The sequence below is a fragment of the Pedobacter psychrotolerans genome, assembly GCF_004340665.1.
Classification (GTDB): Bacteria; Bacteroidota; Bacteroidia; order Sphingobacteriales; family Sphingobacteriaceae; genus Pedobacter; species Pedobacter psychrotolerans.
Genome location: NZ_SLWO01000002.1, coordinates 183,546 through 202,533 on the forward strand (window position 1 = coordinate 183,546; position 18,988 = coordinate 202,533).

General features: G+C 38.0%; 10 protein-coding genes. 3 read left to right on the top strand and 7 right to left on the bottom strand.

Annotation, left to right across the window (positions count from 1 at the left end):
* The first annotated feature begins 123 nt into the window (after positions 1-123).
* Positions 124-465 (top strand): zinc-ribbon domain-containing protein, encoded by a 342-nt coding sequence (locus EV200_RS22185; protein WP_132529717.1) that lies wholly within the window; start codon positions 124-126, stop codon positions 463-465.
* A gap of 95 nt (positions 466-560) precedes the next feature.
* Here EV200_RS22185 and EV200_RS04680 read toward each other — a convergent pair whose 3' ends face one another.
* Positions 561-3,332 (bottom strand): TonB-dependent receptor, encoded by a 2,772-nt coding sequence (locus EV200_RS04680; RefSeq protein ID WP_132529719.1) that lies wholly within the window; start codon positions 3,330-3,332, stop codon positions 561-563.
* Between the two features lie 210 nt (positions 3,333-3,542).
* Between EV200_RS04680 and bshC the strand changes: the two genes are divergently transcribed.
* Both bshC and EV200_RS04690 read left to right on the top strand, forming a co-directional pair.
* A complete protein-coding gene (gene bshC / locus EV200_RS04685; protein WP_132529721.1) occupies positions 3,543-5,129 on the top strand; it encodes a bacillithiol biosynthesis cysteine-adding enzyme BshC in 1,587 nt (528 codons plus the stop codon).
* Between the two features lie 85 nt (positions 5,130-5,214).
* Positions 5,215-6,300: an Ldh family oxidoreductase gene (locus EV200_RS04690; RefSeq protein WP_132529723.1), complete on the top strand. Its 1,086-nt coding sequence runs from the start codon at positions 5,215-5,217 to the stop codon at positions 6,298-6,300.
* Between the two features lie 259 nt (positions 6,301-6,559).
* On the opposite strand, the gene EV200_RS04695 is transcribed toward EV200_RS04690, so the two are convergent.
* The 6 genes from EV200_RS04695 to lepB form a co-directional block, all read right to left on the bottom strand.
* A complete protein-coding gene (locus EV200_RS04695; protein ID WP_132529725.1) occupies positions 6,560-9,250 on the bottom strand; it encodes a glycoside hydrolase family 3 N-terminal domain-containing protein in 2,691 nt (896 codons plus the stop codon).
* Between the two features lie 14 nt (positions 9,251-9,264).
* The gene (locus EV200_RS04700; protein ID WP_132529727.1) at positions 9,265-10,689 is read right to left on the bottom strand and encodes an alpha-L-fucosidase; all 1,425 of its coding nucleotides are present in this window, start codon (positions 10,687-10,689) and stop codon (positions 9,265-9,267) included.
* A gap of 56 nt (positions 10,690-10,745) precedes the next feature.
* Positions 10,746-12,353, bottom strand: coding sequence for a SusD/RagB family nutrient-binding outer membrane lipoprotein (locus tag EV200_RS04705; RefSeq protein ID WP_132529729.1), 1,608 nt, complete (start codon positions 12,351-12,353; stop codon positions 10,746-10,748).
* 20 nt (positions 12,354-12,373) lie between these two features.
* Entirely contained in the window at positions 12,374-15,640 is a 3,267-nt protein-coding gene (locus tag EV200_RS04710; RefSeq protein ID WP_132529731.1) for a SusC/RagA family TonB-linked outer membrane protein, read from the bottom strand.
* Between the two features lie 77 nt (positions 15,641-15,717).
* Positions 15,718-16,908, bottom strand: a complete 1,191-nt coding sequence (locus EV200_RS04715; protein WP_132529733.1) for an ROK family protein — start codon at positions 16,906-16,908, stop codon at positions 15,718-15,720.
* A 643-nt stretch (positions 16,909-17,551) separates the two neighbouring features.
* Positions 17,552-18,739 (bottom strand): signal peptidase I, encoded by a 1,188-nt coding sequence (gene lepB / locus EV200_RS04720; protein WP_132529735.1) that lies wholly within the window; start codon positions 18,737-18,739, stop codon positions 17,552-17,554.
* Between the last annotated feature and the right edge of the window lie 249 nt (positions 18,740-18,988).

The window sequence follows — 18,988 nt, forward strand, 5'->3', positions numbered from 1 at the left end:
CGGAACGGCTTTTTTGTTTTCCACTCTTTTCACCTGCAGTCAGGCTCTTTCAAATTTTATTTTATATTTGTATTACCGACGATCATATCCCCTATTAATTTTACCATCTCATAAATTAAAATTATGATCTTTTTCTTTGGGACTAGAAGTTCGACCTTACTAACAGACAAATTAGCTGATACCAATTGTGTTTACTGCAACGAGCGGGACACTGTTTATATAACTGTAATTTCAGGGTATTTTCATATCTTCTGGATTCCCGTTTTTCCAACTGGTAAACAATATTATTCGCACTGCTTACATTGCAAACAAACCTTATCAAGGTATCAAATGCCAGTAACATACCAGAACGGCCTTTCAGAAATTTCGCAAAGAACCAAAACCCCTATCTGGCAATTTATTGGCTTAATGTTAATCGCTATTCCAATCCTATTTGGAATCATCGCTGTAATTTTTGCAAAATAACACAGGTTCACTTAGTTAAGGCTCAACAAGTTTAAATGAATCAAAAAACCCGATAGAAAATTAATTCGATCGGATTTTTAGCGTGATTAATTTACCTAGAAATTCAAGTTTAATCTGGTAAATACATATCTTCCTAAGAAACCAAATTGTGGCGCCTGATTGGGATATAAAATACCAGATGTGCCCTGACTTCCAGTTAAAAGTTCTGCGGGGTAAACGTCGAAAATGTTATTGGCACCCACTGTTAATTTTAAAGTTTTGGTTAAGTTATAACCTAAGCCTAAATCAGTAATTACACGGCCGGGCAATTCTTGTCTGTTAGCAATCACATTCGTAGGTTGCGACACTTTACCAAAATAAACATTCCGTAAAAACACATTAAACTTATCCAAAGTGTAATCAAAAGTTAAATTACCTTTTAACCGCGGTACGACTTTAGTTAATAAAATTACGCTAGCCTCATCCAGATATGTACTTTCTTTACCTGCCAGAAGCGGAGATGTATTGATGCCCCCAACCAATGAAGTCTTAGAAATTGTTCCGGCTAAATCAGTTCTTAAAGTTCCTTTACCTAAGCCAGTAGAATATGAAATTACAGCATCAATCCCTTTCGTTTCAGTATTTACGGCATTAGCAAAGAACCGGGCAGTACTGGCATTCGCCTGGCGTAAGAGGGTATAAATTTCTCTATCCTGAGCTGAGGCATTGGCTGCGTTACTTCCACTAAACTGGCCAGTGTAAATCACACGATCGTCGATTCTCACTAAATAACCATCAACAGTAATTTTAACTTTACCCAAATTAGAGGTAAAACCAGCACTGAAACTCTTTGAGGTTTCTTCTTTCAATTTTGGAATACCCAACAACTGCGCAACTCTGCTATCATTAGAGAAAGTACCTGATTCTACAAAATTACCATCAATAAATACTGTTGAAGTAGCATTGAAATAACGTTGCTGTAAAGATGGTGCTCTAAAACCTGTACTTGCAGCACCACGTAAAACAAACTTGTCGGAAAATTTATATCTACCAGCCAACTTAAAGTTAAGTGTAGATCCAAAGTCAGAATAATTTTCAAAACGTAATGCTCCATCAAGCAAAAATTTATCTGTAAAATTTACTTCTACATCTCCATATGCAGCAACAGATGATCGGCCTACATTAATGGCATTATCCGGACTAAAACCACCAAAGCCCTGCGCTCCGCCTACATAAGCGGCTCCGTTTGGAGCAAATCGGGTAGAAATATTACCTTTTAAATCAGGAACTAATATAGGATTTGCCGTTGTACCTACATTAATGGCATTGCCATAATTTGCATAAGATGCTTCCTCACCCGCAATAATTTTATAGTTTTCATAGCGGTGCTCTGCACCAAATGCCACATTAATACCACTCAAGGTGTTTTCAAAAAAACGGGAAAAATCAAGGTTTGTAGTATTCTGAATAAAATCATAACCGCCATCATCAAAAGAAGTTGGTGATGAAGTAAGCATAGATGCATTTAATGTATTGGCAGTGGTAAAGTTTATCTGGTTGCGTCCATAGGTGTTACTAAAGTCGGTTTTCCATTCGCCTAATTTACCACGAATACCTACCGCCAACGACTGATCATTGTTATACGTAACAATCTCTGGTAAAAATCCATTTGGATAGATAGTTGCATTGGTTTGTGTTAACTGGCGAGGTGTTCTATAAAAAGCTGTTGATGTACCATTACGAAAGTTTAACCCACCAAAAGCATAAATTTCAGCATGATCGGCTACAGGGATTACAGAATTTAAGAATAGTGCTCCCCCACGATTTTTGCTCTGACCAATATTCGGCACAAAATCACCTCTTGTAAGACCTCTCCTGGCCAGTTCGGCATCAGTAATATCTACCCCGGTTGGTGTGGGATATAAAGAAGGATTATTATAATCTGTAAAAATTACACCGCGATATGGTGTGGTTCTGGATGCATAATCACGATAATCAAACGAACCCGATAAATTTAAAAAACCACCTTTATCATTTAATTTGATACCATAATTTACATTAGCCTGCGCTGTTTCTCCATCTAATCCGTCAGAATGTTTTCCGGCAAAGCCTCCGGCAGTAATGCTTGCAGAAAGTTTGTTTACATCTTCTTTCAGAATAATATTAATTACTCCTGCAATAGCATCAGATCCATACTGAGCTGCAGCACCATCCCGCAACACCTCTATTTTGCTAATAGCAGCAGTTGGAATGGCGTTCAAATCTGTACCTACAGATCCTTTACCTAAACTTCCATTAATATTGATTAATGAAGTGGTGTGTCTTCTTTTGCCATTAATTAAAACCAATACCTGATCAGGACCCAAACCACGTAATGATGCCGGATCTATATGATCTGTTCCGTCGGTTAAACTCACAACATTTGAAGTAAAAGAAGGAGCAACGTAATTTAAAATCTGTGCCAATGAAACCTGTGGTGCGTTTTGTGCCACTTTTTGCACATCTACTAAATCTACCGGAACAGCAGTTTCCATTTGAGAACGTGGTGCACTTCTTGAACCAATGACTACAATCCCATCAAGCTCATTTTTATTTTCAACTAAGGTAAAATTAAGCTGTTTCGTTTCGCCTGCAGCCACGGTAACTTGTTTTTGCTGTGTTTGATAACCCAGGTAACTTGCAGATAATGTAAATGTACCACCAGCAGGTAATTGTATTTGATAAATTCCCTGGGCATTGGTTCCTGCTTTTAAACCTTTTCCACTTACGGTTATGGTTGCTCCTATAATGGTTTGAAGAGAATCCCGCACGGTTCCGGTAATGATCTGCGCTTGTGAACTGAATGATAAACCGATAAAGAGAATAATGAAGTAGAGTTTCTTATGCATACTTATAATTTTTAGTTGAGACAAAGGTATGAATTTGCATACATAGTCTATTAATCTGATAGAGATTAACTTTTTAGTTACGAAATCAATAATCTCTCTTTGCTAGTGTAGAATGCAAGTATTAGTGTAATTGAGTTTAAATTATTTAACAATTGTAAAATAGTGGTTTGTCTTTATGAATATCCCTAAATTGCAGTACTTTCGCTAATTATGCAGGCAAAATATATCTCCTATCAGGAAACCGGTTCTTTTTCGAAACTGGTTTTGGATTATATCAATAATGAAGAGGCGCTCAAAGCCTTTTATAGTTATCGCCCTGATATGGATGGTTTAGCCGAAGCCATTGAAAAACGAAATTTTTTAGGTGATCGAAATATTCTGGTAGATGTTTTAAAATCGCAATATCAAAACCTAAAAACGAATCAATCGGTAACCAAAAACATTGAATTGCTGGCCAATGAAAATACCTATACAGTAACCACTGGTCATCAGCTAAACCTGTTTACAGGCCCACTTTATTTTATTTATAAAATTGTAACAGCCATCAACCTGGCCATTGAACTAAAGATGGCTCATCCTGAAAAAAACTTTATTCCGGTTTATTGGATGGCTACAGAAGATCACGACTTTGAAGAAATTAACCACGTTAGTGTTGATGAAAAAAATATTAGTTGGATCCAGAATACCAATGGCGCTACTGGTAGATTAAGCACAAAAACTGTTGCTGCCGCTGTTACAGCTTACAAAGGTTATCTCGGTATTTCAAGAAATGGCAAACACATTGCAAAGCTGGTAGAAAAGGCTTACCTGGAACATGATAACCTTGCCGATGCCACGCGTTATTTAGTAAACAAACTGTTTGAAAAATATGGATTAGTCATTATTAATGCAGATGATTCATCTTTGAAAAACCTGTTTAAGCATATTATCACAGCTGATATTACAGCACAAAACAGCGCGAAAAATATTGACAGGAGTTCAAAGGCATTGGAAGACCTGGGCTATAAAACTCAGGTAAATGGCCGTGACATTAACTTTTTTTATTTGAAGGATGATTTGCGTGAACGTTTACTTTTTGAAAAAGGCAAATATCTAGTCAAAAATACTGATATCAGTTTTACAGAAGAAGCACTTAAAGCAGAAATTGATACTCATCCAGAACGTTTTAGTCCGAATGTAGTGATGCGTCCTATGTACGAAGAAGTTATCTTGCCCAACATAGCCTACATTGGTGGTGGTGCTGAAGTTGCCTACTGGATGCAGTTAAAGGCAAATTTCGATTATTATAAAGTTGATTTCCCGGTATTATTACTGCGTAACTCAGCCTTATTAATCGATAAAAGAAGTGCAGAAAACTTATATAAATTAGGTTTTTCACTGGAAGATATCTTTCTTCCGGTTGAAGAATTGAAAAATGAGTGGGTTCAGAAAAACACTACTGCCCAATTGAGTTTAGCTGATGAAACCAGGGCCATTAACAGCATTTTTGATCAGATCAAACTGAATGCCTATAAAATTGATAAAACCCTTTCGGTATCTGCAGACACGGCAAAACAGAGGACAAATCATTTGCTCGCCAACCTGGAAAAGAAATTATTCAGGGCTGAAAAGCGCAAGCATGAAATGGCTTTAATTCAAATCGAAAACGTTAAGAAAAGACTTTTTCCAAATGGAACCATGCAGGAAAGAACTTTAAACATAGCGCCGATGTATGTAAATTATGGCGAAGATTTTCTTTCTACTTGTATTGAGAATTTTGAACCACTGGGTGGCGATTTTACTTTGCTGTTGCCGTAATATAAAAATTCTGTCATTGCGAGGCACGAAACAATCTACTTAGTAAAATTCCTTCGTACCTCGCAATGATGATAAAAAATAAAAAATGAACTTCATTACCTTTACCGAAACTAAACTCCGAGCTTTTACTCATAGCGTTTTTAAAAAAATGGGCTGTTCTGATGAACATGCAACTTTAGCGACGGATGTTTTAATTCGTTCAGATTTACGTGGAATAGATTCACATGGTGTAGCCAGATTAAGTGGATATGTACGTTTATGGGAGAAAAATAGAATCAATGTTACTCCTGATATTAAAATTGTTCATGAAACACCAACAACTGCCACCATTGATGGAGATGCAGGTTTAGGTTTAGTCGTGGCACCGTTTGCCATGCAGGTTGCAATAGAAAAGGCTGAAAAATATGGTAGTGGCTGGGTTTCTGTAAAAAATTCAAATCACTTCGGTATCGCGGGTTATCATGCTTTGATGGCGGTTGAAAAAGATATGATTGGAATCAGCATGACAAATGCGAGCCCATTAGTAGCACCTACTTATTCGAGCGAAAGATTATTAGGTACCAACCCTATGTGTTATGCTTTTCCGGCAGGCAAATACCCTCCTGTAATCGTAGATATGGCTACCGCTGCAGCAGCAAATGGAAAACTGGAAATTGCCCAAAGAGCGAATAAAAGTATTCCTGATGGCTGGGTGCAAGACAAAAATGGAGAAAATTCTACCAACCCAAATGAATTAAAAAGCGGTGGTTCACTTTTGCCACTGGGCAGTGATAAAGATCATGGAAGTCATAAAGGTTATGGCTTAAGTGCAACAGTTGACATTTTATCTGCTGTACTTTCGGGTGCCAATTATGGTCCGTGGGTGCCACCTTTTGTAGCTTTCTTGGAACCATCTGCCAATCCGGTTGGTGAGGGTCTCGGACATTTTCTAGGTGCGATGCGGGTGGATGGTTTTCGCCCGGCTGCTGATTTTAAAAATCATTTAGACAATTGGATCGAACGATTCAAAAGTGCTGAAACAATTGATCCTGATAAAAAAGTAATTATCCCAGGTGAACCGGAACATGAATTTGAACTGGAAAGGAAAGTGAATGGTATTCCATTAATTGATGTGGTGGTTAAAGATTTAAATGAGCTGGCGATTAAATTAGGAATTGAGGGGTTAGGGTAGTTATTTTAACCGCAAAGGAAGCAAAGTTGGGTGCATACTTAGGATTTCGTCATTGCGAGGAGGTACGACGAAGCAATCTGTTAAAGCAAAATCAAAAAACAAGCCTATCATATTAACCGCAAAGGAAGCAAAGATAAGCGCAAAAATTGCAAAGCTGGTGGCTTTCTTCATTGAGAGGAGGAACGATAGCCTGCCCCGACCTTTCGGGGAAGCAATCTATTTCGCCATTCTTCCTCTAGTTTAGAATACGTATTAATCATTAAGGCTTCACGGTAATGTTCTCCTTCAAATAAAGTACTTTGCTGGATGCACCAATCATGATCCGGTATTCGCCTGGTGCCACACGCCACACATTTTCACGGTCTAAAGTCTGAAGTACCTCTTTATTTACCTTAAATGAAACCACTTTAGTTTCACCCACTTTTAAGTGTACTCTTTCGAAAGCTCTCAAAGCCAAAACAGACTGCGCTAAATCACTGAGCAAAGGTCTCATATACAACTGCACCACTTCATCACCATCATAATTACCTGTATTTTTTAGTTCAAAACTTACGCGGGTGGTTTCATTTTTTGAAATACTTTGCCGATCAACTTTAAGTTTACTGTAGCTAAATTGCGTATAGCTTAAGCCGTATCCAAATGGAAACATGGGTTCACCACTTAAATTATTGTAATCATCGCCACGGCCCGTAGGTTTATGGTTATACACCAAAGGCAGTTGCGCTTCATGAACCGGATACGTAATGGGTAGTTTTCCTGATGGATTGGACTTTCCGAAAAGTGTTTCGGCAACAGCAGTTCCGCCAGCTTCGCCCGGATACCAGACATTCAGAATGGCAGATACATTGCTGTACCAATTTTGCATATTAATGGCGCTGCCACCCGTTAAAATCACCACTAATGGTTTACCTGTTTCAGCAAGTTCTTGAATTAATTCTTCCTGATTGCCGGGTAGATTAAGCATGGCCCGATCCAGAAATTCACCTTCTTTTATTCCTGCCACCATTACTATCACGTCATTTGATTTGGCTGCTTGTACAGCTTTTTCAATTTCTTCAGATTTTTGAATGCCGTAGTCCCAAACCAATTTCACTTTCGCGTTCCCCTTAGATTCATAAAATTCTATTTTAATATCATAGGCCTTATTTTTCTCGAAATGAAATGGAACGGTTTGGAGATGGTATGATCGCTTATCCCATTGATCAATAACCAACTGACCATCTAAAAACATTCTGAAACCATCGTTTCCTTCCAGGCCAATGTGGAGATCAGCGTTTGTTGGCGAAGTAATTTTACCTTCCCAACGCACTGAATAATCATCCAATGGCAGTGCTGCATCTGGTGGGTATAAGGTCCAGCTGAAATCGATCACCTGATCTCTTTTCATTTTAGCAGGAGTTCCTGAAAGATTAATCCCTTTGAAATAAGAACCCGCAAGCCCCTTACCACCCATTGAAGAAAGGAATGTACTATCAACAAGAACATGATCATTTAAAGCCCTGCTACTTCCTTTCAGATAACTGATTTTATCATTAGCATCTGCAAGATCTGTTATCCCTTGAAGAATACTGACTTTTTTATTTCCTGAGCCACTATAACCACCCAGCCGGGCTTCTGTAGCATCTTCACCAAGAACTAAAATTTTCTTCCCATGCGTTAAAGGCAAAACCTGATGATCATTTTTCAACAATACAAATGATTTTAAAGCAGCTTCCTTAGCCAATTGATGATTTGTAGGATCTGATAAAGACTTTTCAGCCTTCACTTCATCTACATACGGATTTTCAAATAAGCCTAATTCAAACTTTGCCTTCAATACCCGTGTTAAAGCATCATCAATTCTAGATTTGGGGATACTGCCATCTAAAAATGCAGGTAAAAATAATTTATAGTGCTGATAATCCACCTGGAAGATCACATCCAAACCTGCATTGATCGCCTGGGCAGTGGCATCATGATAATTTTTTGCGGTGAAATGCAATACATTTGCGCCACCTACAGCTCCGGCATCAGAGATTACAAAACCTTTAAAGCCCCATTGTTTCTTAAGTTTCTGAGTAAGCAACCACGGATTTGCAGTTGCAGGCAAACCATAAACACTATTATAAGAAGTCATTAAGGAACGAATACCAATGTTCTTTACAGCATCTTTAAATGGCGGAAAATGGATTTCTTCGAGGTAATGTTTATCCAGTTCTATTGGATAACTGTCTCTGCCGCCATCACCCACATTGGCAATAAAATGTTTAGGTGTGACAATGATATTCTGCGCTTCAATGGCATTCATAAATGCGTGGCCCATTGCTGTAGTGAGGTATGGATCTTCACCATAAGTTTCTTCCACCCTACCCCATCTTACGTCTGTAGCGATATTAATCACTGGCGCCAGCAAATCACGTAATCCCCTAACCCTTGCTTCTATTGCTATGGCATTCCCTATTCGTGCCATCAATGTAGTATCGAAAGTGGCAGCTAAACCAATGGATTGCGGAAATGCTGTTGCACCCTGTCTAACCAAACCGTGTAAAGCTTCATCAAATGGGATAATCGGAATACCCAGCCGGGTTTCTTCTATAAAATATTTTTGAGTTTTGTTTATTTTCCGGGCCAAAGAAAGTGCATCTTCAGTGGTATTATACGTCAGCATTTGCTGGGCATTTCCAGTACCTTGCGCAGCCGCACTTACCTGAAGACCAAAAATCCCATGCTTAAACTGCGCCTTGTTCTCAGCAGTTACATCTCCCGGAATCATAAACAGTTGCCAGAATTTTTCTTCAGGAGTCATTCTTGCAATCAGATCTTTTACCCGATCATCTATTTTGGCATGGGGATTTTTATAAACCATTTGCCTTGCAGTTTTTAAAGCAGGCTTATTTTGTGCAAATGTGGTTTGAAAGGCAAATACTTGAATGCTTATCACCGCACTACAAATGATTGTTTTTAATCTCATGTGATGATAATCTTTTACTGCGGAATAAATTCAAAAGCCAGCGCGGCACTTTTTTCAAGTTTTGGCAATGATAAAATGGTTTCGTTCCCAACATTTTGCCATTTCACTTTCTTTCCTGTTGATAAAAGAAAAATATCAGTACCTTTTTTGGGTGTATTATTATGCCATTTTATCACGCTTGGAACAGCCTCATCTGCTTTAACACAATAGATGGCAAAACGCTTTTTCGCATCTTTGCTTTGCGTAAACCAGGTTTGTCCGTCGTGATAGTTTTTGGTGATTCGGGTATTGTAAACGGCCTGACCATTTTTGGAGGTCCATTTACCGATTTCACTTAATTTTTGAGTGACTTCTTCAGGTAATGTTCCATCGGGTTTTGGTCCTATGCCCAGTAATAAACTTCCACCTTTGGCTACAATTTCAACCAATTTATGAATCACTTCTCCAGTTGGCTTATATTGATCATTGGGTACAAAGCCCCAAGCACCGCCCAAAGTCATACAACTTTCCCAGGGATGATCCAATTGTGTATCCGGAATTTTTTGTTCCGGTGTCTGATAGTTTTCATAAGGTCCATGAACCGTTCGGTCTACCATCAATAATCCTGGCTGTGCGTTTCTAGCCATAGTCGCTATTTTCGGCATATCAATATCCTGGCTCCATTTAGGAATTGGTGCTCCCCAGGAAAGCACTTCTTCATTTACCGTTTCCAGCGGACGAACCCAGCCACCGTCTAACCACAGAATATCAATACTGCCATAGTTATTCATTAATTCACTGATCTGGTTATAAGTGAATTTTTTGAACATGTTCCAGCGCCATGGGTATTTATTGATATCGTAATTATTATTTCGATCTGCCGTAGCATATTTTTGCCACCAGTAATATTGCGAGTGCCAATCGGGTTTAGAAAAGTAGGCACCAATCATAAAGCCATCTTTTCTAAAGGCATCAAAAACATATTTCGCAACATCAGCTTTTGGGTTATTGGCAAATGGGCCTTTGGCGATGCTAAAATCACTTTGTTTAGTATCAAACATGGCGAAGCCATCATGGTGCTTGGTGGTAAAAACCAGGTACTTCATACCTGCAGCCTTGCCAGCTGCCGACCACTGTTCAGGATTAAATTTGGTAGGATTAAATTGCTTACTGTAATCCCAGTAAGCTTTTTTGTAATCCTCGTAAGAAATGGTGGTGTCTCTTTCAATCCAGTCTTCAGAGCAAATGGACCACGATTCGATAATTCCCGGAACGGCATACAAACCCCAATGAATGATCATGCCGAATTTTTTATCCTGCCAGTTATCTAACTTTTCTTTCACCAATGGATCTTTTGGCCATTCGTAGGTGGTAGATTCTTTTACAATATCATTGCGTTGAGCATAAAGAAAGTTGGCGCAAAAACTAAAAACGAGAACTAAAAATAATTTTTTATTCATGTGTAAATATAAAAATCCCAGCCATTAGAGGTGGCTGGGATTAGTGAATCATTTTATTAAGGCATCCAGAATATCTTGGTTTTCCGTGTATCTTTTGATGCTACTGCCTGATAGTTTTCACTGTTCAGGGTTTTTTCTTTCGCAGGATAAATCAATCTAGTTGGAGGTGTATCAAATCCTGATAATTTTCCTGTTGAAGGGAAAGTTAAAACAGGAAATCCGGTCCGCCTGTATTCAGACCAAGCTTCTGTTGATTGCAATACGCCATAATGTAACCATTTTTGATTGTAAATTAAGGTAAGTTTCGCTGCAGATGATCCAGTATAAGTAGCAGTTGAAGCATCTACCCACGCAGTTACTACAGAATCCGTAGGAGCTGTTACATTTTTGAACCCACCACCTTGGTTGAGGTTGTTTAAGTAATGGTAGAAAGTTACCGATTGTCTTAACGCATTATCATATGCAGTTTTAGCATCAGTTGTGCTTCCCCATCTTTCAAAAGCTTCAGCTTTGATGAAGTTCACTTCAGATGCAGTAATGATAATTCCAGGCAATTTTTGATTAAACAAAAATGTTGCAGAATCCAATACCGCATAATCAGGAAAGTTTGATTCTTGTTCAGCTGTAGTAAAAGTGATTGGCATTGCCCTGTAATTTGCATTTGGAACAAAAACATCCTTGTTATTAATTTTAACCGTGCGGCCATATTTATCATAAATAACTGGAATACGTGGGTCATTTGCAGGCAACATGACAGAATTTAATGCGTAATCTGTTGCATACCAACTACCTTCAAAGAAAGCATCACGTAAATCACTTGAACTGTTTGTAAGCGGCGTTAGCAAAATATCTGTAGCTCCTGGATTATATAATGCTGATGCTCCGCTACCTACAAGTGGGAAAGAACTCTCATCATTTAACATTTGCAAAATCGCTGTTCTGGCTGTACTTTCGTCTGTTTTTGAAATGCGCATCAACAAACGTAAACGTAATGAGTTTGCATAGCGAGCCCACATATTCATATTGCCTTTCAATAAAATATCTGATTTCGAGAACGCAGCAGTTGTTGTATTGGTATTAAAATATTTACCTAAATCATTTAAATCAGCAATAAATGAGGTATACAAGGCTTTTTGTTCGTCGTACTTGGGATTTTTAATGGTATTATCAACGTTCAAACTTCCAGCGGCCGAATAAGGGATATCTCCCCACAAATCAACCATTTTGGCAGCTTGTTCAATTAAAACTACTTTTGCAGCCTGCATGATCACTTTTTGACTAGCTTGATCATCGGCAGAAAGTGTTTTATACTTTGTTTCCATCGTTCTGTATTGGGCCATTACTCCGCTACCATTACCTCCTGTACTGTAAAAATCATCCCAATACTGCTGAGAATAACCATCACTTTGCTGATAGATGGTATTGCCATTAGCGATATAACTGGTTTGGGCATAAACACCAGGCATTTGCGTTAAAAATGTACGTACATTCCAATATTTCGCTGCCACCCGGTCATTATTGAGCATACCCGTAAATAAACCAGTCAGGCTTGGATCCAGAACTTTTTCTGGATTATTAAATTTTTCTTCAAGATCTTTTTTACAACCAACCACAGCGGTTATTGCTATTAAAAGAAAACTTGCTTTTATGATTAACTTTTTCATAATTCTTTTTTCTTAGCTGATTAAAAGTTTGCGTTTAATGAGAAACCAAAATTTCTGGATGCAGCTGTAGAACCTACATCAACACCTTGTGACCACCATTTATTTCCTAGTGGTGCTTCAGGATCTAAATCTTTTAATGTACGGTAGATGTAGAATAAGTTACGTCCGATTAAAGAAAACCGCATGTTAGTCATACCGATCTTTTTGGTTAAAGTTGCTGGTATTTTATAACTCAAAGTAATCTCCCTCATTTTTATAAAGTTATTTTTGAAGATCTCCGCTTCAGTTAATGATCCTTCTCCCCAATTATAAGTGGTAATATAATAATCAGCTGCTGAAAGGATTTTGGTATTTGGCAGGCCAGTTGTTTGATTTACGCCCTGTAAAAGCACACCATCATTATAGGTTTTGCCGTTACTGGTGTAAGTAAGTCCACCGTGCTCTGTATCTCTGAATTCCATTGAATTCTCTAACATACCCGCTCCACGCATATATTTTAAGTTAGGCGCAATCATTTTGCCTCCAAAACGATAATCAATGGTAAAATCTAAAGCAAAGTTGCCATAGCTCAATGTATTTGAGAATCCGCCAATTGCTTTAGGCATAATGTTGCCAGCCTTTACGTAAACGGAATTATCCATTACATAAAAACCATCATCATTGATCATGTAGTTTCCATTTGCATCCGTTTTTCTTGGGCGGATATAAATGTTCCCCAATTCTTCACCAGCTCTGGCAACAATTTTAGCAGTTGCCTGGTCAGAACTATAGAAATTAATTTCAGAGTTCTCATCCTTTAAAGAGTTTACTTTAGATTTATTAGTCGAAAAATTTAACCGGGTATCCCATCTAAATTTACCGGCTACAGGTGTAGCATTCAAGGCAATTTCGAAACCCCTGTTGCCAATCTCACCAACATTTACAATCTGTGTTTGCGCACCGTTACCCGAAGTTACGTCAAGTGGTAAAATCTGGTTTTTGATTTTATTATCATAGTAACTAAAATCAAAGCCTAATCTTCCTTTCAGAAAACGAGCTTCTAAACCAAATTCAGCTTCATGTTTTTTCTCAGGCAATAAATTAAGGTTTCCATATGATCTTGGAGCTACAAGAGAAGGCACAGATCCATTAATGGTTTGGAGTGAGGTTTGGGTATAGGCAATATTGGCTTCATAAATTGGAGGCGCATTACCTACAACACCATAAGATGCTCTTAATTTACCATAATCCCAGAATGATGGCAATTTAACTATATCACTAAAAACAAAGCCACTGTTTACAGAAAAATAAGAATATTGATTATTTTGTGGAGGCAAAGTAGAAACATACTCTCTTCTACCAGTTGCTTCGACAAAAAGGAAATCTTTATAGCTAAAGTTAGCTATACCTAAGTAAGCATATTTTAATTGCTCTTTTCTCGCTTCAGTAGTCTCTGCAACATTGAATGAATTTGATAAAGCAAAGAAATTCTCAGTAACTAATCCATCTCTAGTATTCGATTTCAAATCTTTATAGTTCTCTTTTCTACCCTGGTAACCTCCACTTAATGAAAGACCAAAATCTTCACCAATCTTATTGGAATAAGTTACCAATGCATCTCCATATAATATGGCATACTGACCTTGATTGGTGGTATAAGCACCAGTACTTGTATTGCCATTTAATGCACTTGGAACTTCTGTAAACTGTCTGTTTTCTGCTTTTACGCTGGTATAATCATTTCCAACACGGCCTCTGAATTTTAAATTTTTGGCAAAATCATAGTTTAATGTAAAACTAGATAACAACCTGTTTTCATTTTCAGTGTATTGATTTTTTAATTGTTGCCAGTAAAAATCCAACAGATTAGTTGCACGAATGTTATAAAGAAATGGTTCCGGACGACCAATCTGATCGAACGTAGCATATTTGTAGCCATTGCTGGTTTGATATTTTTCCTTCATCAAACCCATATCTTCTGCACGGCTAAAAAAGCCTGCAAATGAACCTAGTACCTGTCCTAATTGATATGGTCTATTAATGGTTTTAGTGTTCACATAACTTACAATTACATCAGCAGATAATTTTGGTGCTAATTTGATTGTTGAGTTTAAGTTAAATGAATTTTTTGATCCTGTATTTCCAGGCTGTGTTCCTTTATAATCTAATCGTGATGCAGAAAAACGATAATTTAATGCATCAGTCTGGTTCGAAATGGCAACATTCGCGTTAGATGTATAACCATCCTGATAAACATCCCTGTAGTTATTTGGCTGAGGTGAATAAGAACGGATTGAACCATCCCACCATCTTACCTGTTGGCCTTCCATTTTTGGACCGAAGTTAGCATAGGCCCTGAAATATGGCCTGTAGCCACTTGGAGAAGTTGCATCAGCAATCCAACCTTCTTCTGTAGCACCATTAGCAACGTTTGTTTCTCTGTCATAACCTGGACCATAGGTATTTTGGAAATTAGGTAAAAAAGCAACCTGGTCTACCGATCCCTGATAATTGAAATCAATTCCGAGGCCACGATTTTTAGATCCTTTTTTAGTCGTAATAACCACCACACCACTAGCCGCATCAGAACCATATAATGCAGATGCACTTGCACCCTTTAAAACAGTTAAACTTTCAATATCTGCCGGATTGATATCTAAAATACCGTTACCCCGTACACGTTGATCATCCCAATAGTTGTTATTGTTTGCACCTGTAGCACCATTCTGTCCATCATTTCTGATCATTACACCATCCACCACATATAAAGGTTGCTGGTTATAATTAATGGAGTTGATACCACGAATCTGAACGTTAACCGCACTGCTCGCACCACCAGGTGCGGTAGTAATTTTTACACCCGCAGCTTTACCATACAAGGCCGATGCAAAATTGGTGTTACCTGCTTCCGTTAATTGTTTCGCGGTTACCGTACTTACAGCGTATCCAAGAGATTTTTCTTGCCTCTTGATACCCAACGCGGTAGTCACTACATTAACTTCATCAAGTTGATTGGAGCTTTCCTTAAGTGTTATGCTCAACGTTGTTTGATCGCTATACACCAATTCTTGCTTTGCATATCCAATAGCAGTAAAAACCAGCGTTTCTTTAGCGTTTACTGTAATAGAGAACTTTCCGTTCCCATCTGTCTGGGTAACTTTGGATGTTCCTTTGATGGAAATACTGACCCCAGGAAGAGGACCAGATGCATCTCTCACCGTTCCGGTGATGTTTGTTTGTGCATAAGATGTTATCGTTAACAGGGTTAACAACAATATACTTAAGCACATTAAGTACATTTTTTTCATAATTTAATTTGTTAGGTTATAGTTGATAAGTTATTTATTTGCTTTATTTTTCTATTTGTTCATGTAGTTGGTTTTATTTATTCAAATTGGCTATTCTCTACCATTAAGCTTGCCGCTGCCAAAAGCTCAGCCTCATCCGTTAAAGTTGATAATTTTATGGTTGTAAATTCCGAAATACGTGGCATACAAAACTGGTTGATGGCCTGCTGAATAGAAGGCAGAAACATTTTTCCTACTTTCGCCCCTCTTCCACTCAGTACGATACACTCTGGATTTAGAATGTGCATTAATGTGGATAAACCTTTTCCAATCTGAAATGCAGCTTTGGAAAGAATAGAAATTGCCAATGGATCCTGAGCTTCAACAGCATCTAAAAAATGATCTCTTGGATGCTTGGTTTTATCCTTAAATAAAACTTTCATGCTCGATTCTGCTCCTTCTTCCAACGCTCGTTCCGCCTTTTCAGCCATAATTAGCAATGAAGTGTCTACTTCCAAACAACCTCTTTTACCGCAAGCACATAAATTATTGCTATCAGATAGAGGAATGTGACTAAATTCTCCAGCATAACCTCGACTACCACGGTAAAGTTGTCCGTTTACAATCATACCTAATCCGGTGCCCCATCCAATGTTCACCACCATTACATCCTTTAAGTCTATAGCTTCGCCGAAATTGAGTTCAGCCAGTGCAATTAAACTGGAATCATTATCCAATGAAATGGGTAGATTTATTTTTTCAGAAAGATAATCCCTTAGTGTTTCACCACTCTGTATGAATAGAAAGGATGAATTAATCCCTTTTTCAGTATTAACGAAACCAGGCATACCAATTCCGACACCTATAATATCATTGCGATTAATTTTAGACTTCTTAATACTTTTATTGATGAAACCGGCCAGTAAATCCACATCTGCAAATGAATCAGACATGTTCAGATCAAGATGTTGGATCGGTAAAACAACCTTCCTGGATAAATCATAAATGGTGAGCCTGGTAATGAGCTGATCCATTGCAACTGCAACAATGTATTTATGGTGATTAGGATTTAATAAATAGATGGATGCTCTTCTGCCTCCTGTTGAAGGTGCGAGGCCCTGCTCAAGAATATAGCCTTCTGAAATTAAACCATTTACAACGGCAGTAACCAAAGGCAAACTTTTTTTAGTGAGTTTACTTAAGTCTGTTAAGGATAGCGCCCTTTTATAATAAAGATGTTTGATAATATCAGCACGAAGCCGCTGACCTTTCTCAATAATTACCGACATTTTTATTTGGTTTATTAACAAACTTAATAAATATTTTTAAAACAATAACCGACTTAATAATTTTTTTTAAAAGTATTTTTCCAAACAAAAAAAGGCATCGCTCTCACCATGCCTTTTTTTGTTCGGTTTTAATAGGACATATCGTTACATTCTGAATAATTTATAGCAAAACGCTACAACAGGTAGGAGATTCTAAGCTTTTAAAAACTTACATAAATTGACTGTTAAAGGTGTCAAAAGCCGAATTGGTATGTTGGGCTTCTTTATCAGTTTTTAAAAGATTGATCAGCTGAAAAACTTCTGAAGGTCCAGAATGATAGTGTATAATAATCTGAATTCGATAATTATTAATTGATTTTAACACCTCGTATATAGCATTGTAAAAGTCCGAGGCTGTATAAAATAACTCTTCACATCATCACTATTCATCCAGAGGCACGATGGATCTCTGCGTTTCTACCTACTACCCTCATCCAATACCGAATCAGTTTTAGATCACTGGCGGCAAAAAATCCTTATTACAAACCCTTTCTCCTCCGGGGAAAGGTGCCGATAGGCGGATAGGGGCTCTTTACCATTTATGACCAAACAAAAAAAGCGCTTCGATTTACATCAAAACGCTTCTATATTTTATTTCTATTTGCTAGTGTATTCCCCTGAATAACCTACCCCAGCGTATTTTATGCAGGAATGACCCTTCGCTATCAAAGCTCATCCAGATAAATAATGCTTTTCCAACTACATGATCTTCAGGAACGAAGCCCCAATAACGTGAGTCTGTGGAGTTGTGGCGGTTATCTCCCATCATCCAATAGTAATTCATTTTGAAGGTATAATTGGTAGCCACTTTATCATTAATGTACCAAGCCCCAGCTTTCTGTTCTACCTTATTCCCTTCATATGTCCTAATAGCACGATAATAAAGCGGCATGGTATTACTATCAATTTTTACTGTCCAACCTTTTGCGGGAATTTTTACTGGTCCAAAATTATCAACATTCCACTTTCGTTTTGGATCCAGCGGAAAAAGATCGCCATCATTGGTAGAAGGTGACTCTACATATAATTCAACAGATTTTACGAAATCAAGTGGTTTTAATTTCTGGATCATTTCTGATGTTGCATTCGCGAGGTAGGTTTCTCCATCAAGCTGCTGCATTTCACTAACTTTAAATCCCAAATTGCTGAATACCTCAAAATTAACATTGCCTGTGGTTAACTTAATTTTATAAGGCATCTGACCTGTATTTTTCAACGGGTCAATTTTACCATTAATACTCATAATGCCACTCTTCATACTGACCACATCACCGGGAATCCCAATGCATCTTTTAATGATATTTTCTCTTTTATCTACAGGCCTGCTGGTAATGGTATATTGGCTATTTACAGTTTTCCAATCAGACTGACGGATCAAATTATAATAACTAGGTTCCTGATTTTCGAGCGCCACCGTATCGCCAACTGGTAAATTAAAAACCACCACGTCATTCCGTTTGATTTCAGATAAGCCTGGTAACCGATGATATTTCCATTGAATGCCATCCCAATATGCTTTGGTACCAGTTAAGGGCATGGTATGATGGGCAAAAGGAAATGCCAAGGGTGTCATTGGGATTCGGGCACCGTAATTCACCTTACTTACAAAAAGAAAATCACCGATCAAAAGTGATTTTTCCATCGATCCTGATGGAATGGTATAAGCTTCGATAAAGAAAACCCGAATAATCGTTGCTGCCACTACAGCAAAAACAATGGCATCTACCCATTCCCGGGTTTTGGTTTTCTTCTTTTTATGATCATTTTTCTTTTTCCAAATTTTCCAGTTCATATTAAAGATTGATATAGTGGATTTTAGATCAAGAGGAAGGTTTTTTGTTACAGTAGTCGTAGTGGTGTGCCTGTTTCTGCGTTGGCTTGCCTCGGCTAGCCGCGGAAGGGCTTTAACTTTTAGCTCTGCCCAAAAGCAATAAATTCCAAAGATGTATTACAAGAACCCTTCACATCATCACTGTTCATCCAGAGGCACGATGGATCTCTGCATTTTTAACCACCAACTTCATTATTTACCAAACTAAAC